This window comes from uncultured Gilliamella sp., from assembly GCA_945271295.1.
Lineage (GTDB): Bacteria > Pseudomonadota > Gammaproteobacteria > Enterobacterales > Orbaceae > Gilliamella.
Map to the genome: position 1 here is coordinate 61,731 of CALYPG010000002.1, position 18,874 is coordinate 80,604.

Annotated in this window: 16 protein-coding genes; 4 read left to right on the forward strand and 12 right to left on the reverse strand. The window is 34.3% G+C overall.

All coding sequences use genetic code 11. The features are described 5' to 3' along the window. The first annotated feature begins 245 nt into the window (after nt 1-245). The gene (locus Q0K76_RS01735) at nt 246-1,310 is read left to right on the forward strand and encodes an MJ1255/VC2487 family glycosyltransferase (protein WP_294610306.1); all 1,065 of its coding nucleotides are present in this window, start codon (nt 246-248) and stop codon (nt 1,308-1,310) included. A gap of 9 nt (nt 1,311-1,319) precedes the next feature. Next, nucleotides 1,320-1,814 (forward strand): type 3 dihydrofolate reductase, encoded by a 495-nt coding sequence (gene folA, locus Q0K76_RS01740; RefSeq protein WP_363322367.1) that lies wholly within the window; start codon nt 1,320-1,322, stop codon nt 1,812-1,814. Between the two features lie 51 nt (nt 1,815-1,865). Here folA and relA read toward each other — a convergent pair whose 3' ends face one another. From relA to coaD, 3 genes are read right to left on the reverse strand one after another with little or no spacing between them, the layout of a single operon-like run. After that, entirely contained in the window at nt 1,866-4,121 is a 2,256-nt protein-coding gene (gene relA / locus Q0K76_RS01745; RefSeq protein ID WP_294610309.1) for a GTP diphosphokinase, read from the reverse strand. Between the two features lie 6 nt (nt 4,122-4,127). After that, the gene (gene rlmD, locus Q0K76_RS01750) at nt 4,128-5,462 is read right to left on the reverse strand and encodes a 23S rRNA (uracil(1939)-C(5))-methyltransferase RlmD (protein ID WP_294610314.1); all 1,335 of its coding nucleotides are present in this window, start codon (nt 5,460-5,462) and stop codon (nt 4,128-4,130) included. Between the two features lie 15 nt (nt 5,463-5,477). Then, nucleotides 5,478-5,966, reverse strand: a complete 489-nt coding sequence (coaD, locus tag Q0K76_RS01755; RefSeq protein ID WP_294610318.1) for a pantetheine-phosphate adenylyltransferase — start codon at nt 5,964-5,966, stop codon at nt 5,478-5,480. A gap of 367 nt (nt 5,967-6,333) precedes the next feature. Here coaD and Q0K76_RS01760 point away from each other — a divergent pair, with 367 nt between their 5' ends. Then, entirely contained in the window at nt 6,334-7,203 is an 870-nt protein-coding gene (locus Q0K76_RS01760; protein WP_294610322.1) for a hypothetical protein, read from the forward strand. A gap of 289 nt (nt 7,204-7,492) precedes the next feature. Next, nucleotides 7,493-8,323 carry a hypothetical protein gene (locus Q0K76_RS01765; protein ID WP_294610326.1) on the forward strand — a complete coding sequence of 277 codons (831 nt, stop codon included), beginning with the start codon at nt 7,493-7,495 and terminating at the stop codon, nt 8,321-8,323. A 633-nt stretch (nt 8,324-8,956) separates the two neighbouring features. Here the strand turns inward: Q0K76_RS01765 and yedE are convergent. The 9 genes from yedE to Q0K76_RS01810 all read right to left on the reverse strand — a co-directional run bounded on the left by yedE (nt 8,957) and on the right by Q0K76_RS01810 (nt 18,870). Then, entirely contained in the window at nt 8,957-10,033 is a 1,077-nt protein-coding gene (gene yedE, locus Q0K76_RS01770) for a YedE family putative selenium transporter (protein WP_294610329.1), read from the reverse strand. 405 nt (nt 10,034-10,438) lie between these two features. Continuing rightward, nucleotides 10,439-12,652 (reverse strand): formate dehydrogenase subunit alpha, encoded by a 2,214-nt coding sequence (fdhF, locus tag Q0K76_RS01775; protein ID WP_294610332.1) that lies wholly within the window; start codon nt 12,650-12,652, stop codon nt 10,439-10,441. A 99-nt stretch (nt 12,653-12,751) separates the two neighbouring features. Continuing rightward, nucleotides 12,752-13,252, reverse strand: coding sequence for a 4Fe-4S dicluster domain-containing protein (locus Q0K76_RS01780; protein WP_294610335.1), 501 nt, complete (start codon nt 13,250-13,252; stop codon nt 12,752-12,754). Next, nucleotides 13,230-13,739: a hydrogenase maturation peptidase HycI gene (hycI, locus tag Q0K76_RS01785; RefSeq protein WP_294610338.1), complete on the reverse strand. Its 510-nt coding sequence runs from the start codon at nt 13,737-13,739 to the stop codon at nt 13,230-13,232. The genes Q0K76_RS01780 and hycI overlap by 23 nt, the downstream gene beginning before the upstream one ends. Nucleotide 13,740: 1 nt before the next feature. After that, on the reverse strand, nt 13,741-14,148 hold the full coding sequence (locus Q0K76_RS01790; RefSeq protein ID WP_294610342.1) for a formate hydrogenlyase maturation HycH family protein: 408 nt from the start codon (nt 14,146-14,148) through the stop codon (nt 13,741-13,743). Next, a complete protein-coding gene (locus Q0K76_RS01795) occupies nt 14,141-14,944 on the reverse strand; it encodes an NADH-quinone oxidoreductase subunit B family protein (RefSeq protein WP_294610345.1) in 804 nt (267 codons plus the stop codon). The genes Q0K76_RS01790 and Q0K76_RS01795 overlap by 8 nt, the downstream gene beginning before the upstream one ends. Beyond that, a complete protein-coding gene (gene hyfH / locus Q0K76_RS01800) occupies nt 14,928-15,494 on the reverse strand; it encodes a hydrogenase 4 subunit H (RefSeq protein WP_294610348.1) in 567 nt (188 codons plus the stop codon). Before hyfH ends, Q0K76_RS01795 begins: the two co-directional genes overlap by 17 nt. Before the next feature lie 11 nt (nt 15,495-15,505). Continuing rightward, a complete protein-coding gene (locus Q0K76_RS01805; protein ID WP_294610351.1) occupies nt 15,506-17,251 on the reverse strand; it encodes a hydrogenase large subunit in 1,746 nt (581 codons plus the stop codon). Beyond that, nucleotides 17,248-18,870, reverse strand: a complete 1,623-nt coding sequence (locus Q0K76_RS01810) for a hydrogenase 4 subunit F (RefSeq protein ID WP_363322373.1) — start codon at nt 18,868-18,870, stop codon at nt 17,248-17,250. The genes Q0K76_RS01805 and Q0K76_RS01810 overlap by 4 nt, the downstream gene beginning before the upstream one ends. Nucleotides 18,871-18,874: the final 4 nt, after the last annotated feature.

The window sequence follows — 18,874 nt, forward strand, 5'->3', positions numbered from 1 at the left end:
TTTTTAATTTTTTATCGAGAGAATTAGATAATCACTTGAATTTTAATAATTTATATTTTATAAGTAGTTTTAGATCAAAAATAATAATAGCATTGAATAATCGGTGGTTGATATTTGTAATAATAAAATGTTTAAACTAGTAAAAAGCAATGTAATTATTTACTTTATCGACAATAAATAATTGAGATAATTATGATATGTTCTGTTATTATATTTTCTAACATAAATTTGCGAATAATAACGATATGAAAATTCTTTTTGGTGTACAAGGCACAGGAAATGGTCATGTCAGTCGTTGCAGAACTTTAGCCAAGGCTCTAAAAAAGGAAGGCGCTAATGTTGATTATATTTTTAGCGGACGTGACCCCAAAAACTATTTTGGTATGGAAGCTTTCGGAGATTATAAAACTTTCCGTGGAGTCACTTTTGCAATAGTAAATGGTAAAATTAATTTTCGTAAAACAGTCCAACGAATTCGAGCTTTTCGATTAATTAAGGATGTTCGAGAACTTGATCTGTCTGAATATGATTGCATCATTAGTGATTTTGAACCAGTAAGTGCTTGGGCTGCGCATTATCAGCATCGTGAATGTTTAGGTATAAGTAATCAGATGATTTGTCAATACCTAAAACCGAAAGAGTATGGTTTGATCGCTAATGTCATTATGAAATATTATGCTCCTGTCACAAAACCAGTTGGACTACATTGGTTTCATTTCGGACATAAATTAGTACCACCAATGATCGATTCATTCCAATTGTCCCCTAAAGAAGATGGTAGTATTGTTGTGTATTTACCTTTTGAAGGGATAGATGAAGTTATTACTCTGCTAAAATCTTTTCAAGATCATCAATTTATCTGTTTTCATCCTGAAATTAAACAAATTTCACAGCAAAAAAATATACTTTTGCACCCACTTAGTCGTGATAATTTTACGCAGGCCTTAATTAATTGTTCTGGTATCATTTCCAACACTGGTTTTGCACTTATTTCAGAGGCTTTAGTGTTAGGTAAAAAGATCCTAACTAAACCTGTCGCTGGGCAGTTTGAACAAATTTATAATGCTCAGTGTTTGCAATCACTTGATATGGCAACTGTTATGGAGAATTTAAATAAAATTAAGCTTAAAAATTGGCTTGATTTGCCTTCTCCAAAACCGATCATTTATCCCGATGTAGCGACTGAATTGGCTAAATGGATCGTATCTGGGCAAAAGGAACCATTACTTTCTTTGAGTGAAAGGCTTTGGAAACAAACAGTATTTCCACAGCAGGTGGAACAACGAATTAAATCTTTAGGTTATGTGTAAGGGAGTCAAATGATATTAAGTATTATTGTAGCCATGGCACATTCTCAAGTAATTGGTTTAAATAACCAGATGCCATGGCATTTACCCGCTGATTTGGCCTGGTTTAAAAGAAATACACTTAATAAGCCAGTGATTATGGGACGAAAAACTTTTGAATCTATAGGCAAGCCTTTGCCAAACAGACATAATATTGTTATTAGTAGACAATCTGCTGTTAATTCAAATCCCAATATTAGTTGGGTAAAATCGATTGATGAAGCAATACAGTTAACCAAAAAGCTAAACGCTAATGAAGTTTTTATTATCGGCGGAGGCAATATTTATAATCAAGTTTTACCATTGGTAAATCGCCTTTATTTAACGCATATTGATGCATATTTACAAGGTGATACCTATTTCCCAGATTATTTGCCAGAGCAATGGCAACTGATTTATCAAGAAGATCATAAAGCGGATGATAAAAATCCCTATCCCTATCAGTTTCAGATTTTAGAAAGAATATAACGTGACATAACAGTTTACGCCAGTGTAATAAGTGGCATTTTAATTAGCTAGTTACCCCAAGCGTTTTGCTTCAATAACATCAGGCAATTGTTTAATTTTATTTAGTACACGATTCAAAGAATCCTGATCGAAAATTTCCATATCCATATCAATGGTTGCTAATTGTTGTTTTATATCACTGCGGCTTGATAAACTAAGTACATTAACTTTTTCATTAGCTAAAATGGTAGTAATATCGCGCAATAAACCACTTCGATCGTTTGCTACAACCCGAGTTACCATCGTGTAACTTGATTGACGATTACCACTCCAAATTGCTTCAATGATACGTTCGGGAGCATGGTTTTTGAGTTCTTGTAACTGTTCACAATCTGCTCTATGGATTGAGATCCCACGACCTTGAGTAATAAACCCTATAATGGGATCACCCGGAATTGGGCGACAACAGTTTGCTATAGTGTGCATTAAATTACCCACACCCTCAATAATAATTTCACCACTTTTCTTATTGTTATTTTTAGGGGCATTTTTAGTTTGGCTATTTGATTTTTGTGCAATTTGTTTTAACGCGGCTTCATCTTCTTCTTCTGCTGTTGGTTTATTAAATTGAGCATTTATGAAGTTAACCAATTGATTTATCCTAACATCGCCACTACCAATGCCAGCCAAAACTTCATCAAATGAATGTGCGTTATATTTATTGATTAAAATTTTCTCGACGCTTTTTAAACTAATATTTAGTGGCTCAAGTTCTCCGATTAAAATTTGCTCACCAGCGGCAATATTTTTATCTCGATCTTGTTTTTTGAACCAGGCTTGGATTTTGGCTCGAGCACGGCTACTATTAATAAATCCAGTATTAGGGTTTAACCAATCTCGACTAGGATTAGGTTGTTTTTGGGTAATAACTTCAACTTGATCACCAGTTTTTAAAATATAAGTAAAAGGAACAATGCGCCCCCCCACTTTTGCCCCAATACAGCGGTGCCCCACATCACTGTGAATATGGTAAGCAAAGTCAAGCGGAGTAGAGCCTGCTGGTAAGTCAACCACATCACCTTTGGGCGTGAATACATAGACACGATCATCAAAAATTTGGCTACGTACTGTTTCTTGAATTTCACCACTTTCTGACATCTCTTGTTGCCAAGTTAATAATTTGCGTAACCATGAAATTCGCTGATCATAAGCTGTCATTTTATCGGTACTGCCTTCTTTGTATTTCCAATGTGCAGCAATACCTAATTCTGCATCGTTATGCATCTGTTCAGTACGAATTTGGATTTCAATCGTTTTATGTTGTGGTCCATAAACCACTGTATGGATAGATTGATAACCATTGGGTTTAGGATTAGCTACATAATCATCAAACTCTTTGGCAATGTGTTTGTAATGACTATGAACAATACCTAATGCATTATAACAATCTTCAATACGGTCACAGATTATACGTACAGCCCGAATATCATATAGATCTTCAAATTCCAAATGCTTTCGTTCCATTTTTCGCCATATACTGTAGATGTGTTTGGGGCGACCATAAACTTCGGCACGGATATGATCGGTATTCATCATATTTTGTAGATTTTCAACAAACTGATTGATATATAATTCACGATCAAGTCGTTTTTCATGTAGTTTTTTGGCGATAAATCGATATTCATCTGGATGTAAATAACGGAAGCAAAAATCTTCTAATTCCCATTTGAGTTGACCAATTCCCAAACGATTAGCTAGAGGTGCATAAATATTGAAACACTCTTTAGCTGCCAGCACTTGTTCCTCTTTGGGGGCATTCATTAAACTACGTAAGTAAGTAATTCGTTCAGCTAGTTTAATTACTACACTTCGAAAATCATTTACCATTGCCAGAAGCATTCTGCGGATACTATCAATTTGCTCTGTTGTTGCATGACCATTACGAATCGCTCGAAGTTGGCGAATCTCTTTCATCCTAATAATACTGGAAATGATATGGATAATTTCGCGATCAAAATCTTCTTGAATATCTTCACGGCGAATAATTTTGGCATCTAGAAACGGGAATAACAATGCAGCACATAGACTATTTACATCCATATTGAGAGTAGATAAAATCTCAACCATTTCAACTGCATTTTCAAAGCAATGTGCTTGTTCCATTGCGCCTGCGCTATTTTCGAAACAAAAATCCCATATATTTTTAAATTTTTGATAACAATCAGGATTAGTTAGCAATAGCTCTTCTTTTGCCCATTGTTCAACATCAAACTGTGCTAGTGAGTAGTGTTCTTCACTATGTTGGTGAGCGCCTCTAATTGATACCATAATTTGTTATCCTGATTTTGTTAACAACAGCATAGATTCAATATGCTTAGTTTGTGGAAACATATCTAAAATAGCAACTTTTGCGATGTGATAGCCCGCTTTAACAAGTAGTTTACTGTCTCTTGCTAACGTAGCTGGATTACACGATATATAAACAATTTTTGATGGTTCCATTTTTACAATTTCTGCTGTTACATTTAAAGCTCCAGCTCTTGCTGGATCTAGCAATACTTTATTAAATGTTGGTTGATTCCATTGTGAAAATTGCTCGCGATCTTCTAAGTTACTAGTCAAAAAATTAGTTTTAGCACAAAGGTTATTACTATTTAATATGGTGTTAAATTTTGCTTTTTCAACTAGTGCTTTAACTCCTTCTATACCAGTAACTGATTTACATAACCTTGCCATAGGTAATGAAAAATTACCCATTCCACAAAACAAATCTAACACTTTATCCGTTGACTTTAAGTTCAACCATTCTAATGCTTGTGCGATCATCTTTTGATTAACGTTGCTATTTACTTGTATAAAATCAAGGGGGCTAAAAGTCAATTTTAATTGGTTAATTAGATAATAATGTTCAGTATTACCAATAATATGCACTAAATCTGTACCATGTAAATAAAGGGATAAGTTGTTATTTTCAGCAAACTGTTTTAATAAGTTAGTATCAGTTTCAGAGAGAGGCATTGTGTGTCTTAAAACTAAAACAATCCCACTATCAACACACATTAATTCGATGTGTCCGAGTGCTTGTTTCTGTTTAATTTTACGTAAGCAATGTTGTAGTGGTGACAGTAATATATCCAATTGTTTGACTAAAACAGGACAATGGGTAATGTTAATTATTTGATTTGATTCAGCTTGACGAAAACCAATATATAATTCGCCTTTAATAATATTAATTGCAAGCCGGGCACGCCTTCTGTAATGATAGGGTTGATCTGCTATGATCTGTGGTGAGTGCTCAGCGATATGCAGCAAAGATGTACCACTTTCTTTTTGTAACAGTTTAATAAGTGAATTATATTTGGCTTGTTGCTGCAAATGTGATGAAATATGTTGCAATTCACAGCCACCACATTTTTGATAATAATCACACTGTGGTGTAACTCGATTTGTGCTTAGGTTATGGTATTTTATTACTTTAGCTTTAGCGTAATTTTTTTTGTCTTCAGTTAATTGAATATCAACCGTTTCACCAGGTAAAGCTGATTTAACAAAAATTGTTTTACCTTTATGATTAGCAACACCTTGCCCAAAAGCATCTATACTTGAGACAGTCAAAGTCAATTGCTGAGGAATGAACTTTTTTTTTGTTGGTGTGTAAAAATTAACCATATTAGTTTATTAAATTCAAGTTAATCGCTTTAGTAGTTCTGTTTTGACATGTATAGGTACTAAATTTGAAATATCGCCACCATGATAAGCAACATCTTTAACAATAGTTGATGATATAAAACCCATAGCAATTGATGGCATTAAAAATATCGTATCTAAATCAGATTTTAATGATCGATTCATTTCTGCTAGTTGCCTTTCGTATTCAAAATCATGAGTCGTTCTTACGCCACGCACAATAACTGTCGCACTATGCATTTGGGCAAAGTCTGCCATTAAATTATCAAAACCAATCACTTCAACATTCAGTAAATGTTCAACTGAAGTTGAGGCCAAATTAACACGTTCATCTAATGTAAATAATGTTTGTTTATTTGGATTTTCAGCAATAGCTATAATTAAGCGAGGAAAAAGTAGAGACGCTCGCGTAATAAGATCGATATGTCCATTAGTAATAGGATCGAAGGTGCCTGGAAAAATAGCGGTTAACGTATTGCTTTTCATTTATTATATTATCCATCTGCCAAGATATTTTACATCATACAGAATTTTGGTGTAAATTGTTAGTTTAAGCTGATTAAAATCTTTTCTGGCTTAAATTCAAACAATAACAGCGAATCTTACCAAAAAATAATAGTGACATTAAAAAAGAGAAGTCATTTATAATGATTTATCGATCACAACCAATTGAGATAGCCGCATTATAGGGATATTACTGTCTAATACATTGGTGAGGATCAGATGCTACGATTGAATTTCAAGATATAACTAATAGAGGAAATTTAGAATTAGACAAAATGGAATTCTGAAAATAATCTTTTTAATAATATCTAGAATGCATCAAATTATTTTTAATTAATAAAGGTAAAAAATGATAAATAAAAAAAAATATTTGCTCCTGTTATTAGTTTTTATTTTTATCGGAAATGTTTATGCTAAAAATATTTCAGAAGAAAAACATGAAGTTAATAGTACATGGTATTTTTTAAAGGTTTCCCAAAAAGATTTATTTGGGAATAGCTCAAAAGATACTTTACGGTCACTTAATACATTATATGACCAAGTTAAAATAACTGTAGACAATGAGAAATTAGCCGTTAATAACTTTTTACTTGAAGAACCTCAAATCTGTTTCATAGATTATATAAAAATTAATCAGACACCATTGTCTCATTTTTATTCACAGAAAACAGTTAATTTATATGAGGTATTATTTAAAGAAGAAAATATTCCATTAGCAAGTAATATAAATATATTAACGGCATCAAAACCTGAATCGGAATGCGAAGCACCTTATCGCGAAATTATTCAAAATGATGATTATTTAGTTGTTATCGACAAGTATCACGTAATTTTTTTCACAAAACAATCCGAGCAAGATAATAAAGTAGCGTCAAAAGAATATCAATTTAGCGATGACTTTCCTACCTATTGTCAGGATGTTAATAAAGGACAGATATTTGATGGTAGTAGCAAATATGAATGTCAGTATCCGAATATGTCAATATTAGAAACGTATGGCAGAATAAAAGAAATTATAAATGATGGTCAGTATATGAATAAATACTTACCTAACGAAAATACAAGTTATTCTGTTCAAGATATAAAAGTAACTTATCAATGGATGGCTCGTAATAGATTAAAAATGATTATTGATCAAGGTGCAGAAAAAACAACTTATCTTTTTGAAGAAAAAATGAATAATACTAAATTAGTTATAACCGTAGATACAGGGTATTAAATAAATATCATCTCTTAAATTCTAATGTGAATAATGGCAAATGAGCCATTCGTATCACAGAAACGGGGTAGAGTTATATTGTATATAAGCTTGAAAAGTAATGGAGTCGGGAGCAAATTAATTATTTTAGTGGTGTGAATCATGAACATAATTTAATTAGAAACAGATAATACCCAACAATATAAAGCTAATGGAGGAAATAAATGGTTAATCAATCGAAGAAAATCTAAAAATAATTTATTAACAATAAATTTAATATGGATCTTACTAACATAATAAAGGATTTAATATGAAAAATAGAAAATTACTTGGTTTTCTTTTGATAATTGGTGTAGTGGCTTTTTCTTTCAATAGCTTTGGTAAACAAATAAATCTTCCTGAAACTACCTATTTTTATAGTAAAATCTCGAAAAATGATGTACTACATGATAATAGTTATCCTAGAGAAGATTTATATTATTTATATAAAGATATTCAGATTAAAATAATCGGTGATACTCTCGAAATACCTAATGTTTGTTCTACAAAAGTTCATAAAATAGAGCAGAAACCTATTGTTTATTGGAGTTCTTTCGAAACAGAAAAACTTTATAATACCCTGTTTAATGAAGAGAACTTACCTGTAAAAGAACAACTAAATATTATCACCGCTTTATATACCGATAAAATTTGTCCACAACCTTTTGATGAGCTAATTATGCAAGATCACCTGTTAATAGCAATAAAAGAAGGTTATTTAATTCTATTTTCAGATCAAATCTCTCCTTCTGCTATAGAACCGAATAAAGACGACTCTATATGTAAGAATTTAAACTTCGGTGATGCTAGTTATAAATCTGGAAATACTTGTTTTTTCCCTAATAAACAATTGTCTGCTACTTATGAGTTATATTGGAAAAAAGCTCAAGAAGATGAAGATAAAAAGCATCTAAGGCAAATTCTTGAACCAATGAAAAACTACAAAGATATTATTGAAAAAGGTTATTTGGAAATAAACTATCATTGGATTAATATTAAAGAACTTAATGTTGAATTATTATTTTCAGGTGGAGTAACAGAACTTATTTTTAAACAAAAAGATGACGGTACAGAGTTAACAACAATTTATAATGCGGATTAATTGATCCTAGCCAAAAAAGTAGACAGCATTCTCTTCTATGATGTAAATAAAAATCATAGGAGAAAGCGGCATGACCAAAAAATTTAGTTTAGTAATGCAATGATGACGAGACCAACTAATACCGGGAGATAGAACTAAACCAGTTTATAGCAGCTTTAATCGTTAAATGGATAGGCTATACTAATTAGTATCAGTTTTATAAGGTCGTTGTTATGATAGGTGAGGTGAGATGGGTGAATTCAACATACTGAAACGTATAGTTAACCTGAAACATCTTTACATAATCTAACCCATAACTATAACTAATAACATATTGCATAAAAACCTAACTATTAAATAGGTTTCTTTTGATAATAACTTCATACTTCAATTGGTAGCTATTATCAATATAGTAAAACTAATTATTTCTGATAATGAGCTTCAATACCATATTAAAAAAATGATAATTTCCATCCGATTACCGAATGGAAATAAATAATCAAAGCTGTTTTTTTATCAATATATATCCATAACAAATAATGATGAGTTTTTATTACTAATTAATGATTTATTGGTAAAAAAGGATAAATAAAATACAAATAAAAAAACCTGCTTTTGACAGGTTTTTTTAATTAAGTGATATTTTTATTTCACCTATGCTATCGCTTTAACATTGGTAAACAACTTGCAGTTAGATGCAGCGATAAGTGTCAATACCACAAAACCTATGCCAACAGCAATCTGGCCATTTACCGGAACACCTGCTGGCGATGCGGCGATGCCAAAGTTATGCGCAATTGCGCCAGCCACTAAAAATCCTAATACCGCAATGGCTGCATCAGAATTCCCTTCACCAGCCATGACTAACTGGCGCAAAGGGCAACCACCAATTAAAATGGAGCCATAACCGACCAAAGCCATACCTAGAAAGTTCCAGACAGAATCAGTATGAGCAATTGGCTGATTTGCAAATCCTAAATTAAAGTTACCAATAAATAAGTTAGCAATTAATGCAACAACAAAGATCGCAATATAGCCTGAAAACAATGTGCCGCTTCTTAGTAAGATTAGATTACGAATACCACCAGACATACATAAACGACTTTGTTGTACAAATGCCCCAATTATTAAGCCTGATGCTAACGAAATCCATATTGGTGCATGTAAAGATCCTGGACCTTTACTACTAAATAATATAAAAGCAGGACGAGCCACTAAAAAAACTAATAACATTACTGCAATAACTGGCATAACTAAGCCATTAGCTTTAGGTTGACTTACTGATGCACCTAATGAATATCCTTTAGTCAAAAACAGGCTACCTACGCCGATACCTACAATAAATCCAGCTAAGCCGATAAGCGCATTCAGATCTCCAGCAGCTAAACGTAACACCATTCGTAATGGGCAACCTAAAAAAACTAATGCGCCAATCATAACAAAAAAAGCGATAACAAAACGTAATAATGGCGCACTACCACCACTAGCTTGAAACTCTCTTTTCCCCATGGTTAGTATAAAAGCACCGAGTATAAATCCAATAATTTCAGGCCGAATATATTGAACAGCTGCTGCATTATCTAACCCTAATGCGCCTGCTGTATCGCGTAAAAAACACGCTGCACAAATTCCCATATTTGGGGGATTGCCTAACTTCATTAATACAATTGCAATAACACCAATGAGTCCACCCGTACTTATTAAAAGTAACAAACTTTTTTTATTTTCCATATAAATAATCCTATACCTACTAATTGTTAATGATAATTGAATGCAAAATTTCAATATTACTTGTCATGTATAGTTAATTTGTTCGTCATATTAAATAATAAAAATCGAAACTTTTAACTTAAAAATAAACTAAGCATAGAAAACAGGCTAATGCCTCCGACCAAACTTTTATATAACAAGTAACAAAACATCACTTCGTTGATCACACAAATAAATCAACTAAAGACAATTAATTACATTTTAATTTTTGAGTTGTTATAGTCAGGAAATGGTTAAAATAGAGAAGAGAATGTAAACTAAGTAGTAATAAATTTATTATTACTACTTAGTTGAGGATTATCAATACTTTAAAAAGTAGTGATAATTTTAAAATCACACAAATAACAAATTAATCTTACCTCCAAACTATTTAGTATTAGCAATTGCTAGTGGAGAAAGGTTTGTTTTTAATGTGCCATTCTCTGTTTCCTGACGTAAACGGTATTTAAGTTGACTGTACTCCTCTTTTACATAACGTTCTGCCGATATTTGATCTTCAATAGCTGTAACCCTTACAGGAACATATTTATACTCTGGTGTTTTGGTTATCTTGCTAAGATTTTCACCAACTAACTCATTACAAGCACCTATCCACCATTGGTAGGTCATATAAACTGCCCCTTTATTGGTTCTATCACTCACTGAAGCACGTGTTATTACTTTACCGTGATGAGACTCAACCCATACCAATTCTTCATTTTCAATATTCAGCTCTCTTGCATCGGCGGTGTTCATCTGAATATAGCCTGGTTCATCCGCTAATGCAGCCAGAGCTCGACAGTTACCTGTCATTGATCGGCAAGAATAATGACCAACTTCACGAACTGTTGCCAATACCAAAGGAAATTCACTACTGGTTTGTTCAACCGGCGGTACCCAGTCACAGGTAAAAAATTGTCCTTTACCATTTGGTGTATCAAATTTCGCTCCACCCTGACCATCATCATAGAGGTAAGGTGAACCCGGTGAATCTAAGGTTGGGCAAGGCCATTGAACATAACCTAATCCACCATTAGCATCGAGTTTTTCATAAGTCGCACCATAATATTTAGGACATAATTCACGCAATTCATCCCAAATTTCTTGAGTATTGTTATAATGCATCGGATAACCTAATTCTGTAGCTAACAAGCTAATAATTTGCCAGTCGACTTTAACATCACCTTCTGGTTCAACCGCTTTATAAAAGCGTTGGAATCCGCGATCCGCTGCAGAATAGACCCCTTCATGCTCACCCCAAGTTGTTGCTGGGAAAATAACATCCGCAGCAGCTGCAGTTTTGGTCATAAAGACATCTTGCACAATGAACAACTCAAGTTCACTAAATCCACGCCTTACTGCTGATAAATCAGGTTCAGTTTGTAGTGGATCTTCACCCATACAATAGAATGCCTTTAATTTACCTTTTTCAGCATTCATGGCAACTTCACTTAAATAAGCTCCCACTTTATTTGGTAATGACTCAACTCCCCAAGCCTTAGCAAATTTTGCTCTTATTTCATCATCGGTTACATTTTGATAACCTGGGAACTGATTTGGTAGTGCTCCCATATCACATGCACCTTGTACATTATTTTGACCACGCACCGGAGCTACGCCAGTATTAGGGCGTCCAATTTGACCGGTTAACAATGCTAAACTGGCCAATGCACGAACTGTTTCAACGCCTTGATAGAATTGGCAAACCCCCATTCCCCAGAATATTCCTGAAGCAGGTGAAGTGGCATACATTCTTGCTACCTGACGAATAACATCTGGTTCTATGCCTGTTATTTCTTGTACCGATTCTGGTGTATAACTTGCTACAATTTGTTTAAGTTCATCAAAACCATCCGTATATTTTTCAATAAAATTATGGTTGATCAAATCTTCTTCTATAAGTACGTGAGCAACTGCATTTAAGAAAGCAATATTACTACCATTTTTTAATGGTACGAAAAGATCAGCAATACGTGCTGTCTCAATCTTTCTTGGATCACATACTATTATTTTCGCCCCTTTCTCTTTAGCACGGACAATACGTCGTGCAATAATTGGATGGGACGTTGCTGGATTCCAGCCAAAAATAAAAATACATTTGGTATCCTCAATCTCAACAATTGAGTTACTCATGGCACCGCCACCTACTGAAAGTTGCAGACCTGCAACAGAAGGACCATGTCAGACCCTAGCACAGCAGTCAACGTTATTGGTACCAATTACCGCCCGAGCAAATTTTTGCATCACGTAATTAGTTTCATTACCAGTACTACGTGATGAACCAGAACACATAATTGAATCTGGTCCATATTTTTCTTTAATTGATTTTAATTTATTAGCAGTGAAACTAATCGCTTCTTGCCATGATACCGGTTCAAGTTTTCCACCTTTTTCTCGACGAATCATTGGATTACGTAAACGTGGGGTTAATATTTTAGTATCATGAATAAAATCCCAACCATATAGACCTTTTAAACATAATTCACCTTCATTAGTTAACCCTTTAGCACCTTCGGCACCAATCACTCGACCATTTTGAACTTGCAAATTAATTTTGCAACCTGATGCGCAGTATGGGCAAACCTCTATCACTTTTTTCATGTTAGACTCCTTAAAATTATTATGACCTAACAAAACGGTAATGGATCTTCCTGTTAGGATCTAATAAATTATGTCAGAGTGTATAATTGTCGATTAACGTCAATTGACACGCTCTTGTATTTCTTCCAATTTATTTGTTTTAGTAATCGATAATGCTTTGGTAGGACACGCATGCACACATGCTGGACCTGAAGCATTATTACTACATAAATCACACTTCATTATTTCGGCTTTATATTTTACTCCAAATTGGTAACCGTTTATGATAACAGGTACTTCACGCATCTTTATTTCTATTGCGCCATAAGGACAAGCTAAAACACAAGTTTTGCAGCCGATACATTTATTCTGTATTATTTTAACACAATTATCTTGTTCAATTAATGCACCATTTGGGCATGCTGCAACACATGCAGCATCATCACATTGGCGGCACATAACAGGAACAGTTACCTCTCTAGTGATTGTTACTTTTAACCGTGCATTAAAGTGCGCCGATTCTAGTGTGGTTAATTCTTCGTTGTGGGAAAGTACACAAGCCACTTCACAAGTTTTACAACCAATACAAGCATTAATATTAGCACTGATAAATTGATTCATAATTACTTTCCTTATTCAATGCAATAAATTCTGTCTTTAAACGATCTGATTTAAGTGCATCATAAATCTTGTCTATTCCTTGTTTTACCTTTTCAGTCATCGGATAATAAAAACCGACGATATCAGGTTGTATACCTAAAAAGTCAATTATTGGTATATCTTCTTTTAATTGCTCCACTAAAAAAGTTAACGGCATATTATGCGTATTCATCAAAAACATCTCTGCAATTAAATCAACATCAACAAAACGAACCTCACCAGGTGCAAGTCCCATTTCAGTCGCATCAACAATCAATAATTGTTTCGGTTTAAGTTGTCGAATATTATGTACCACATTTTCTGGTGTACTACCTCCATCAATAACAAACCACTGTTCTATCGGTTGTTGTTGTAATTTTTCTGCTAATAACGGCCCTGCACCATCATCCCCCATCATACTATTACCAACAGTGAGGATTATACCTGTATATTGATGATCAATATTCATTCTATATCACTCTTTTTATCATTAAATACATTGCTGGTTCTTTCGTCATTGCCTGCAATAACTCAAGTAATGTTTCAGTCCATTGTTTATAAGGTGATACCATTTTATCGCGCTGTTGTATGAAAGCATTAGCTAATAAATTTACATGGGTAATATCAACAGTAATTTCGCCAAACTTTAATAATCTAGCCAGTTTGGCATGAGCTTCTGGATTTACTGATATATAATCAACCCAATGCATATATTCATCAGTCGGACAGGTTAAAACACTTTTCAAACAATCAATCACACCAACATGATGACCAATCGCTAAAGAGTAATACATCACCTGCTCTGCCTGAGGCGGAATATCAGTTTCTTGCTCGACAAACTTCTGATTAAGTGAATAAAATAACACCTGATCAGCCATGATACTCTCCTTCGAGCATATTAAAAAATACGGTTTGCAATTGATTAACTACTTCATTTAAACGAAGATCTTGTTCTTTATCAAGCCACTGTTTTAATTTAATTTCGAATTCTGCTGGAGAATTGACTTCAATTAATGACAAAATTTTATCACTAATTTGCTTACCTTGATAATAACCAACTAGCTTTCTTGCTTCACGTTCTAATACGACTCTAGCCTCGACAGGGATGTGTGGATGTAACACTTTAACTTGTTCATTACTGGTTTGATCGTAAGATTGACCTTTTAGTTTTTGTTCTAATAAACCAAGTGCCAGAGCAAAACCATAAATTGTAGCTGCTGGGGTAGGAGGACAGCCAGGAATATAAACATCAATTGGTACGATCTTATCACTGCCTCCCCAAACACAATATAAATCATGGAATATGCCACCACCACAACCACAAGCGCCATATGAGATGCAAATTTTTGGATCGGGTGCACTATGGTATGCTCGTAAAGCAGGCATACGCATCGAGCGCGTTACGGCTCCAGTAAAAAGTAAAATATCTGCATGGCGTGGAGAAGGAACAACTTTGATCCCGAAACGTTCAGCATCAAAAAGAGGAGTAATGGCAGCAAAGATCTCTATCTCACAACCATTACATCCACCACAATCAACACGATAAACATAGGCAGAGCGCTTAATTTTTTTAAGTAATGTCTCTTTAAGTTTATTAATCTGTTCATCAACTACAATAGGTTTTGGCGTGTAATGCAAATGACTATTATCGTCAATATTATTTTTCAGATTCATGCTGTACTCCTGATTGTGCATACTTATCTAATTGCACATCACTTTTATTCACAATATTTTGGCGACGTTTACATTCTGGACAAGTTTCAAACTGTTCTTGTCGTGACAACACTTCTTGTTCATCTAACCCTGCATGGATTAATAATGCCATGACATAATCAATTTCTTTTTGTGGCGCAAAAAAACGCTCACAAACATGGCATTTAGCCAATGCAAACGTTGCTTGCTCATATAAGTCCGCTTTATTCATTACTGCTAATTCGAATTCCTGCGATAATTCAATGGCTCGTGTTGGGCAAACCTCTTCACAACGTCCACAAAAAATGCATCGTCCAACAAATAATTGCCATTCACGCTTGCCGGTTTTTGTATTTGTTTGCATAGTTAACGCATTAGCAGGACAAGCCGTAGTACAAGCGCCACAAGCTATACACTGTTCAGGATCATAATTAGGTTTACCCCGAAAACCCAAAGGAACCTCAAGTGGTTTAAACGGATATTTAACCGTTGTATCACCAACTTTGTGTATTATTTTCAACAGTTTTAACATCTTTTTGTCCTCTATGGTTTTACTGGTGAGTTAACACGCTCAATACCATAACGTTCAATCTCTTTATAAGGTACAGTAACGGATTTTTGTTTACGAACATCGACTAATGTCACACGGTCTGTACAGGAGTAACAAGGATCTAAACTACCAATAATTAATGGTGCATCTGATACAGTATTACCTCGTAACATATATCGCAAAACAGGCCAATTAGCATAAGTAGCTGCCCTACAACGCCAACGGAATAATTTCTGATTATTGCCAGTCATACTCCAATGCACATCTTCACCTCGTGGCGCTTCGGTAAAACCAAGTGCAAATTTATGTGGTTGGTAAGTAAATCCTTCAACTAATAAAGGACCACTCGGTAAATTATCTAGTGCATATTCACACATGGCTATCGAGTCAAGCGTTTCACCAACACGAACCATTACACGAGCCGCTACATCACATGAATCATAACTGATTAAATTTTTAGGTAGTAAATTATAACCCGCAAACGGGTGATCAAATCTCACATCTCGCTTAAAACCACTAGCGCGAATCATTGGTCCTACAGGGCTAAAATCTCGAGCAATTTTTTTATCTAAAATGCCTACCCCTTTAGTGCGTTGTTCAAAATTTGGGGTGCCGACTAACATTTCAACAAGTTCTATCACTTCTTTGCGCATTTCTTGTAATACTTGTATTGTTTTAATACGAGCATCTTTAAGAATATCTCGCCTAATACCACCAATAAGATTCATGCCATAGGTTTTCCTTGCCCCAGTAAGGAGTTCCGCCAACATCATGGCTTTTTCTCGTACTCTAAAAAATTGCTGAAATCCACCATCAAAACCAGTAAAGTGGCAACTTAATCCTAAATTTAATAAATGACTATGTAAGCGCTCTATTTCTAGCAAAATACTACGTATCATCTGCCCACGGGCAGGAACTTCAATGCCTAAAGCATTTTCAACTGAATTGGCATAAGCAACACTATGAGCATAACCACAAATACCGCATACCCTATCTGCTAGGAAGGTCACTTCATTATAACCCATACGATTTTCAGCTACTTTTTCCATACCTCTATGTACATAGAATAATCGATAATCAGCATCAATAATTTGTTCACCATCAACAAATAATCTAAAGTGTCCTGGTTCATCAGAGGTAATATGCATTGGGCCAATAGGAACTATACGGTTATCTTTATCGCCTAACTCATTTAAGAACGGATAAGTGTCATTATTGGTAGTTGGTGCCGGACGTTGACGATAATCCATGGTATCTTTACGTAATGGATAAAGTTCATCTGGCCAATCATCTGGTAATACAAGCCGGCGAGCATCAGGAATACCGACCGGTGTTAGGCCGTACATATCACGAATTTCACGCTCACCCCAAACCGCAGCGGGTACTAAAGGTGTAACTGATGGAAATTCAGCTCTAATTGGATCGACTAATGCTTTAACCACAATCCAACATTTTTCCCCTTCTTCCATTGATAAGGCATAATAAATTGCAAAATGACCATTTAAAGAGCGTTCATCATTACCAAAAAGTACGGGTAACCAGCCACCTAATTCATAATAAAGATAAGCTACAATTTGCGGTAAGCTATTTAAATCAATTGTTATTGTTAACTGATTATATGTTTGACGTTCTTCTTCTATTACCGCATGAGGAAAACGATTTCTAACCTGAGTAACATAATTATCACCCAGTAATTGCTGATTTTTAGACTGATTATTTAATACCGTTTCAAGTGTCACTTTATACTCTCCTGTTCTAATGAGTCTAAAACAATTCCAGATGTTTGAGTGATAATTTCTGATTGAAATGATTGATTTGGTTGTTCAGATAATACATCACTATGATTAACTGACGAGGATTGCACATTATGTGTAACTATGATTGTCGTTGCATTGTTTAATAATTGTTGTACCGGTTTAGGGATACAAATACCCATGACTAACATCATAATAAGTAACAAAGCCATTGGCATAGTCGTTAATAATCCTAATTCACCTTTTGCAACTTGTTCAGGAGCCTGACCAAAAGTAACTTTAGCCACCATTCTAACTAGACCCGCTAACACTACAGTTAATAGCAACAATAACAATAAAGCTAACCAAATAGAACTGGTTTTAAGAGTGGCAACCACTAACATAAATTCACTAACAAACACATTAAATGGAGGCATTCCACCTAAAGCTAAGGCACCACCAGCAAATAACACTGCGGTTAATGGCGCGACTTTTAATAAGCCACGGACGGCAAAAATATCGCGAGTACCATACTTCAATAATACATTACCTGAACCACAGAATAATAAAGTTTTGGCTAAACTATGATTGAGTGTATGCAACAAACCGGCAAAAATGCCAAAAGGACCACCAATACCAATTGCAATTGCAACAATGCCCATATTTTCCACACTTGAATAAGCTAGTAAACGCTTCATGTCACGCTGCACGATAATAAAAAATGCGGAAACACCTACTGATAAAAAACCAAATATTAATAGTAAATTACGAGGGAAGCTATCATCAATTGAACCACTAATAATAATGTAATAACGTAAAATCACTAATAATGCACAATTTAATAATACTGCTGATAATAATGCACTTGTTGGGCTAGGTGCTTCACTATGTGCATCTGGTAACCAAGCATGCATAGGAAATAATCCCATTTTGGTACCAAAACCAAGTAAAACAAATACAAACGCTAGATGCATCAAAGTATCATCTAAAATTTTTGGATATTTAACCACTTCAGTCCAATAGATAGCCATACTTGGATCTGCCATAACACTAGCAGCATTTGAATAAACCAGTATGGTGCCATATAAACCAAAGGCAACACCGATTGTACAAACTACTATATATTTCCATGCTGCTTCAAGGGATGATTTTTGCCCATATAATCCGACTAAAAAAGTAGAACTTAAAGTTGTCGCTTCTATCCCAACCCACATTAAGATTAAATTATTAGTAGTAATGGCAATTAACATGGTGAATAAAAACAAATGGAAAAAGCCATAATAATAACAAAGCGTTTTAGGTGAGACCTCACCATGTTTAACTTCATGACTCATATAACCAATTGAATAAAGACCAGTAATAAAACCAATGACGGCTAATATTGCTAAAAATAATGCTCCTAGCGTATCAATATGCCACCATAAATTATCTGATAAAATTTGACCTTCAAGATATATCTTAAATAATACACCAGCAGAAATTGAAACTAAGGCAATTAAACCCACTAAATTAATTCCATGTACAACTTTAACAAGACCGTTACTTGCTAAACTGCATAAAAAACAGATCACAGAAAAACATAACGGTATAATTAACAGTAAATATAACATTAATGTATCATTCATCATG